A 7,123-nucleotide genomic window follows, 5' to 3' on the forward strand; every position below is an offset into this window, starting at 1 on the left:
CCGAGCCGTGGAGCGGGGTGCGCGACGCCGTGGCGTACGGGCCGACCGCGCCCAAGGTGCCCTATGCGCCGCCCTTCGACGCGCTCATCCCCGAGACGTCGGTGCCGGGCGAGGACTGCCTCAACCTGAACGTGTGGACCCCCGAGCCGGGCCCCGGGGCGCGGCTGCCCGTCATGGTGTGGCTGCACGGCGGCGGCTTCTCCAACGGCTCCGCGAACTCCTCCGGCTACCGCGGCGAGACGTTCGCCCGCGACGGGGTCGTGTTCGTCGGCGTCAACTACCGGCTGGGCACGGACGGTTTCCTGCACCTGCCCGGCGCCCCCGACAATCGGGGCCTGCTCGACCAGATCGCCGCCCTGGAGTGGGTGCGCGACAACATCGCGGCGTTCGGCGGCGACCCGGACCGCGTCACCGTGTTCGGGGAGTCCGCGGGCGGCGTGGCGATCGGGCAGCTGCTCGCGGATCCGCGCGCCCGGGGCCTGCTGCGCCGCGCCGTGCTGCAGAGCGGCGCCTGCCACCACTTCGTACGGCCGGACACGGCGCGCCGGATCGGGGAGCGGATGGCGGCGCAGCTCGGCGTCCCGCACACGGCCGAGGCGTTCGCGGGCGTGCCGCCGGCCGCGCTCATGGCGGCGCAGGAGACCTTGCGGAGCGACTTCGCGCGGCGGCCCGACCCCGCGGTGTGGGGCGACGCGGCGCTCAACGGCATGGTCTTCGAGCCGGTCGCCGAGGAGCTGCGACTGCCGGGGCCGGACCTCGGTGTCGACCTCCTCGTCGGCTCGAACCGTGAGGAGAACCGGCTGTACATGGTGCCGAACGGGCGGCTGGCCACCATCTCGGAGGGGCGGGTCGCGCGCGGCGCCCAAGCGTACGGCGTGGATCTCGACGGGTACCGGGCGACGCGGCCGGGCGCGACGCCCGGTGAACTGCTCGACGCGATCGTCACCGACTGGTTCTGGCGCATCCCCGCCGTGCGCCTCGCCGAGTCCGTCCCCGGTACGCACCTGTACGAGTTCGCCTGGCGCTCCCCGCAGTTCGACGGCGCGCTCGGCGCCTGCCACGCGCTGGAGCTCGGCTTCGTCTTCGACCTGCTCGACGACCCCGACTACGTGCCGATGACGGGCAAGGACGCCCCGGCCGAGCTGGCGCGCACGGTGCACGGCGCATGGGTCTCCTTCGCGGGGACCGGCGACCCGGGCTGGCCCGCGTACGACCCGGCGGGGGAGCGGGCCACGATGGTGTTCGACGACGGGGCCTGCCGCACCGAGGCCGATCCGCGGTCGGCGGAGCGGGAGTTGTGGCACGGCGTGCGCTGACAGGCGAGTTACTTTGCGTCACGGTCGCGCACATTTTGCGCGACTGTCACTTCCGTTCCCTTTCCTTCGGCCCCGGTCATCTTGAACACTCCGGTCTGCCCCTCTTCGTGGACGGACCACCACCGAAGCAACAGGAGACCCCCACACCCATGACCGAACTCAATCGGCGCCGCTTCCTCCAGATAGCCGGAGGCACCGCCGCTTTCACGGCGCTGTCCGGCTCCATCGACCGCGCCGCGGCCATCCCCGCCGCCCGCCGCAGCGGCACCGTCAAGGACATCGAGCACATCGTCGTCCTGATGCAGGAGAACCGTTCCTTCGACCACTACTTCGGGTCGATGAAGGGCGTCCGCGGCTTCGGCGACCCCCGCCCCGTCACCCTGCCGAGCGGCAAGCCGGTGTGGAACCAGTCGAGCGCAGGCAAGGAGACGCTGCCGTACCACCCGGACGCCGACGACCTCGGCATGCAGTTCATCGCGGGCCTCGACCACGACTGGGCGGGCGGGCACAGCGCCTTCAACGGCGGTAAGTACGACAACTGGATCGCCGCCAAGGGCACCGGCACGATGGCGCACCTGACGCGCGAGGACATTCCGTTCCACTACGCCCTCGCCGACAAGTTCACCGTCTGTGACGACTACCACTGTTCGTTCATCGGTGCCACCGACCCGAACCGCTACTACATGCTCTCCGGCTGCGTCGGCAACGACGGCACCGGCGGCGGCCCGGTCCTCGGCAACGAGGAGGCGGGCTACGGCTGGACGACGTACGCCGAGCGCCTGGAGAAGGCGGGCGTCTCCTGGAAGGTCTACCAGGACATCGGCGACGGCCTGGACGCGGCGGGCGGCTGGGGCTGGATCGACGACGCCTACCGCGGCAACTACGGCGACAACTCGCTGCTGTACTTCAACAGTTACCGCAACGCCAAGCCCGGTGACGCGCTGTACGAGAAGGCCCGCACCGGCACGAACGCCAAGGCGGGGGACGGGTACTTCGACGTCCTCAAGGCCGACGTGAAGGCCGGGAAGCTGCCGAAGATCTCCTGGATCGCGGCGCCCGAGGCGTTCTCCGAGCACCCCAACTGGCCCGCGAACTACGGCGCCTGGTACATCTCGCAGGTCCTCGACGCCCTCACCGCGAACCCCGAGGTGTGGAGCAAGACGGCCCTGTTCATCACGTACGACGAGAACGACGGCTACTTCGACCACGTCGTGCCGCCCTACGCGCCCGCCTCGGCGAACCAGGGCCTGTCCACCGTCGACACGACGCTCGACTACTACCCGGGCGGCAGCCGCGCCGCGGGCCCCTACGGGCTCGGGCAGCGCGTGCCGATGATCGTGGTCTCGCCGTGGTCGACGGGCGGCTACGTGTGCTCCGAGACCTTCGACCACACCTCGATCATCCGCTTCATGGAGAACCGGTTCGGGGTCAAGGAGACCAACATCTCGCCGTGGCGCCGCGCCATCTGCGGCGACCTCACCTCCGCGTTCGACTTCTCCCTCAAGGTCACCGACCCGGCGGACCTGCCCGACACCTCGGGCTACGAGCCGCCGGACCGCGAGCGGCACGACAGCTACGTCCCGAAGCCGCCCGCCGAGGGCGCGGTGCCCCGGCAGGAGGCGGGCTCGCGGCCCAGCCGCCCGCTCGGCTACGCGCCCTACGTCGACGGTGCGCAGGACGTCGCGACCGGCAAGTTCAAGCTGACGTTCAGCGGCGGCGACAAGAAGGGCGCGGCCTTCCAGGTGCGCTCCCAAAAGCGCACCGACGGCCCGTGGACGTACACGGCCGAGGCCGCCAAGTCGATCGCCGACAGCTGGAACTCGGCCTACTCCGGCGGCAGTTACGACCTCACCGTGCACGGTCCGAACGGCTTCCTGCGCACCTTTCAAGGCAACAACAAGGTCGCCGAGCCGGAGGTCACCGCGCGGCACGACGCCGCCACCGGCAATCTGCGGCTGACGCTGAAGAACCCGACCGCCGCGGACGTCACCTTCACGGTCACCAACGCCTACGGCGGCCAGCCGCAGACGTACAAGGTGCGTGCCGGGGCCACCTCCGCGCAGACCGTCGACCTGCGCGGCACCAAGCGCTGGTACGACCTGAAGGTCGTGTTCGAGGGCAATGCCGGATATCTGCGCCGCCTGGCCGGGCACGTGGAGAACGGGCAGACCGGGGTGAGCGACCCGGCGATCGCGACCGCGTGAACCAGGCGCCCCTTCGCTTCCGTGGTCGCGGGGCGGAGGGGCGCACTTCACATGCGTCCGGCCTGGATGTGTTCCCGGGGTGGCGCGATAGTGTGCCCCGGTGACGACGCAATCGAACACCCCTGCAGGTTGGTACCCGGACCCCCAGGGGGCTCCCCAGACGCTGCGGTGGTGGGACGGTTCCCAGTGGACCGAGCACACGCACGACCAGGGCCCGCAGCAGGCGCAGCCGCAGGCCCAGGCACCCGCGGCGGGGCAGGTCCCCCCGCAGGCGCAGCAGCCCCGGGCGCAGCCGGTGCAGGCGCAGCCCGTGCAGCAACAGCAGCCCGCGCAGGGCCAGTTCGCCGGGCCGGGGTACGGGCAGCCGCAGGCGGACCCGGGCCGGGTGCAGCGTCAGGTGCAGCAGCAGGCCGGTGTCGCGCCGGGCGCGCAGGGCGGCGGCTCGCTGTTCACCGAACCGGTCCTGGTGGTGAACCAGAAGGCCAAGCTGATCGAGCTGACCAACGAGTACAGCGTCATGGACCAGAACGGGAACCTGCTCGGCTCGGTCACCGAGATCGGGCAGAGCGGCCTGAAGAAGGCGCTGCGCTTCGTCTCCAGCGTCGACCAGTTCATGACGCACAAGCTGGAGATCCGGGACGCGTACGGCCAGCCGCAGCTGGTGCTCACGCGCCCCGCGAAGTTCATGAAGTCGCGGGTCGTCGTGGAGCGCCCGGACGGTTCGCCGGTCGGCGAGATCGTCCAGCAGAACATGATCGGCAAGATCAACTTCGCGATGAACGTGAACGGCCAGCAGGTCGGCGCCATCAAGGCGGAGAACTGGCGCGCCTGGAACTTCGCGATCGTCGACCACAACGACCAGGAAGTCGCCCGCATCACGAAGACGTGGGAGGGACTCGCCAAGACGATGTTCACGACCGCGGACAACTACGTGCTGCAGATCCACTTCCAGCTGCCCGAGCCGCTGCTCAGCCTCGTCGTCGCGACGGCCCTGACGGTGGACACCGCGCTGAAGCAGGACTCGCGCGGCTTCGGGTGACCTGACCGGACCCTACGAGTGCGCAGGGGGCGGACCGCACGGTCCGCCCCCTGCTGCACGTGCGCTCAGCGCTCGGCGGTCACCCGCCGGTCCGGGGCCCGTTCCTGCGACGCCGCGACCCGGGTCACCACGGCCCGGCGGCCGGCCGGGACCAGCAGCGCGGCGAGCGCCGCCGCCAGGCACAGGAGCGCCAGCAGCGCGAACCCGTGCGTGTAGCCGGACTCGTGGGGCAGGCCCGAGGGCTGCAGGCTGTCGGTGACCAGTGCTGTCATCAGGGCCGCGCCGAGGGAGCCGCCGATGGTGCGGATGTTGGCGTTCATCCCGGTGGCCGCGCCGGTCTGCGCGGCCGGAACGTTCTGCACGATCAGGTTCGCCATGGAGGCGAAGGCCAGACCGATGCCGAGGCCGAAGATCCCGGCCGCGACCGCGATCTGCCACTGCTGCCCGTGCCACGCGGCGAGCATCGCGCAGGACACGGCGCCCAGCGCTGCGCCCGTGGTGAGCAGCTTCTTCGCGCCGACGACGGGTTCGAGCCGCCCGCTGAGCACGCCTGCGAGGAACATGGCGACGAGCATCGGCAGCATCAGAAGGCCCGCGCCGGTCACGCTCGACCCGAAGCCGTACCCGGCCGCGGACGGGGTCTGCACGAAGCCCGGCAGGTACGACCAGACCGCGTACATGCCCGCCCCGAACAGCAGCGCGGCGGTGTTCGTGGTCCACACGGCGGGCAGTCGCAGCACGCGCAGGTCGATGAGCGGGTTGCGGGAGCGCGCCTCGGCGAACAGCCAGGCGGTGAACAGGACGACGGCGGAGGCCAGCAGCCCGACCACCTTGAGCGAGCCCCAGCCCCAGGACGTGGCCTGGCTCAGGGGGAGCAGCAGGGCGACGAGCCAGCCGGACAGCAGCACGGCGCCGGACCAGTTGACCCGTCCCGTACCGCGGTGGGGCGACTCGGGAACGTGGCGCAGGGCTATCAGGGCGGTCACCGCGACGATCGCGGCGGGCAACCAGAACAGCCACGTGTAGTCGAGGGCGCCCACGATGGGGCCCGCGGCGACCATGCCGACACCGCCACCCGCCGCGATCACCGCGGACAGGTTGCTGATGCTGGGGCTGACCCGCTGGGCGGGGAACTCGTCGCGGATGATGCCGAACGAGAGCGGGAAGAGGGCACCGCCGATGCCCTGGACGACCCGGGCGACGATCAGGACGCCGATGTCCGGCGCGAGGGCCGCGAGCAGACAGCCCACGGTGAGGGCGGCCAGCGCGGCGACCATCGTGCGCTTCTTGCCGACGAGGTCGCCGACCCGGCCGAGGATCGGGGTGAAGACGGACGCGGACAGCAGGTACGCCGTCATGACCCAGGTCGAGGTGGCCTGGGAGGTGTGCAGGGCGTGCTGGATCGTGGGCAGCGCGGGCGCGACCAGCGACTGCATCATCGAGAACACGCCGGCACCGGTGGCGAGCACCGCGAAGGTGAGGCGGTTGTTCCGGTTCAAGATCGGCTTCTTTCCGGGCTCCGGGAGGGCGACGGCAGCAGGGGGCGGCCCGCGGACGTGCGCGGGCTGCAAGGATTCGGGGGCCTGCCGTACGGAGCCGTCGGTTCACCGGGTACGACAGGGCACGGGGTGCTCCTGCTAAAGTGGAGGCATCCCTCGACTTAGATAACCATAGCGGAGGGGTGCCTCCGGTTCAACCTCATCGGGAGAGGCGAGGTGCACGCATGACGACCACCGACCGAGAGCGCGTGGGCACCGTGGTCGCCGCCCAGCGCCCGCGCCGCGCCGACGCCCGGCGCAACTTCGACGCGCTGCTCGACGCCGCGCGCGAGGCGTTCGCGGAGAACGGCGCGGAGGCCTCGCTGGAGGACATCGCCCGGCGGGCGGGGGTCGGCATCGGCACGCTGTACCGCAACTTCCCCACGCGCACCGCCCTGTTCGAGACCGTGTACGCCGACGAGGTCGACGGCCTGTGCCGGCTTTCGGACGAACTCGCGGACGCCGACCCGTGGGAGGGGCTGGCCACCTGGCTGCGCCGCTTCGTGGACTACACGGTGACCAAGCGCGCCATCAGGGAGGCGCTCGACGGGGAGTCCGACGTCTTCGTCTCCTGCCGCGGCGCGATGATCGGCGCCGGTGAACCGCTGCTGGAGCGCGCCCAGGAGGCGGGCCTGGCCCGCGCGGACATCTCCTTCGACGACCTGCTGCGGATGATGTCCGGCGTGCTCGGGGCGGCGTACGTCGACGAAGCGCAGCGCGACCGCGTCTTCGGCTTCGCCCTGGACGCGGTCCGCGCCGCCCGCTAGCTGTGTTGATCACGAGCGTGGTCCACGCTGGTGATCAATACACCTGACACCTGGCGGGGCCCGGTCAGGAGGCGCGCAGCGCGAGCGGCTCCGGTTCCGGCTGGGCGGGGATGGCCGGGAGCGCCACCACGGTCGGGGGCTCCTCGGCAGGGGACGGGAGCGGGAGCACGGTCGAGGGCTCTTCGGCAGGTGCCCGCTCCGCGGCCGGGGCCGTGGCCCGGGTCAGCAGGACCACGCCCCGCGCGGCGAGCACCGCTCC

5 protein-coding genes and 1 pseudogene are annotated in these 7,123 nt (G+C 71.6%); 4 read left to right on the forward strand and 2 right to left on the reverse strand.

Annotation, left to right across the window (positions count from 1 at the left end; all coding sequences use genetic code 11):
* The 3 genes from G3I40_RS40755 to G3I40_RS40765 form a co-directional block, all read left to right on the forward strand.
* The coding region (locus G3I40_RS40755) for a carboxylesterase family protein (protein ID WP_164559853.1) at nt 1-1,316 on the forward strand (1,316 nt) is incomplete at its 5' end.
* Nucleotides 1,317-1,465: 149 nt separating this feature from the next.
* The gene (locus G3I40_RS40760) at nt 1,466-3,520 is read left to right on the forward strand and encodes a phospholipase C, phosphocholine-specific (protein ID WP_164559854.1); all 2,055 of its coding nucleotides are present in this window, start codon (nt 1,466-1,468) and stop codon (nt 3,518-3,520) included.
* A gap of 100 nt (nt 3,521-3,620) precedes the next feature.
* On the forward strand, nt 3,621-4,559 hold the full coding sequence (locus G3I40_RS40765; protein WP_164559855.1) for a phospholipid scramblase-related protein: 939 nt from the start codon (nt 3,621-3,623) through the stop codon (nt 4,557-4,559).
* A gap of 65 nt (nt 4,560-4,624) precedes the next feature.
* Here G3I40_RS40765 and G3I40_RS40770 read toward each other — a convergent pair whose 3' ends face one another.
* Entirely contained in the window at nt 4,625-6,061 is a 1,437-nt protein-coding gene (locus G3I40_RS40770) for an MFS transporter (RefSeq protein WP_164559857.1), read from the reverse strand.
* 221 nt (nt 6,062-6,282) lie between these two features.
* Between G3I40_RS40770 and G3I40_RS40775 the strand changes: the two genes are divergently transcribed.
* Nucleotides 6,283-6,864 carry a TetR/AcrR family transcriptional regulator gene (locus G3I40_RS40775; protein WP_164559856.1) on the forward strand — a complete coding sequence of 194 codons (582 nt, stop codon included), beginning with the start codon at nt 6,283-6,285 and terminating at the stop codon, nt 6,862-6,864.
* A gap of 64 nt (nt 6,865-6,928) precedes the next feature.
* Here the strand turns inward: G3I40_RS40775 and G3I40_RS40780 are convergent.
* Nucleotides 6,929-7,123 (reverse strand): annotated as a pseudogene (locus tag G3I40_RS40780) (hypothetical protein); the annotation flags it as partial.

This window comes from Streptomyces sp. SID14478 (genome assembly GCF_010548525.1).
Taxonomy (GTDB): domain Bacteria; phylum Actinomycetota; class Actinomycetes; order Streptomycetales; family Streptomycetaceae; genus Streptomyces.

What these genes read in the sequence shown, in the direction of transcription:
- G3I40_RS40760 (WP_164559854.1), top strand. Translation starts at nt 1,466, where the DNA reads ATGACCGAACTCAATCGGCGCCGCTTCCTCCAGATAGCCGGAGGCACC.
- G3I40_RS40775 (WP_164559856.1), top strand. Translation starts at nt 6,283, where the DNA reads ATGACGACCACCGACCGAGAGCGCGTGGGCACCGTGGTCGCCGCCCAG.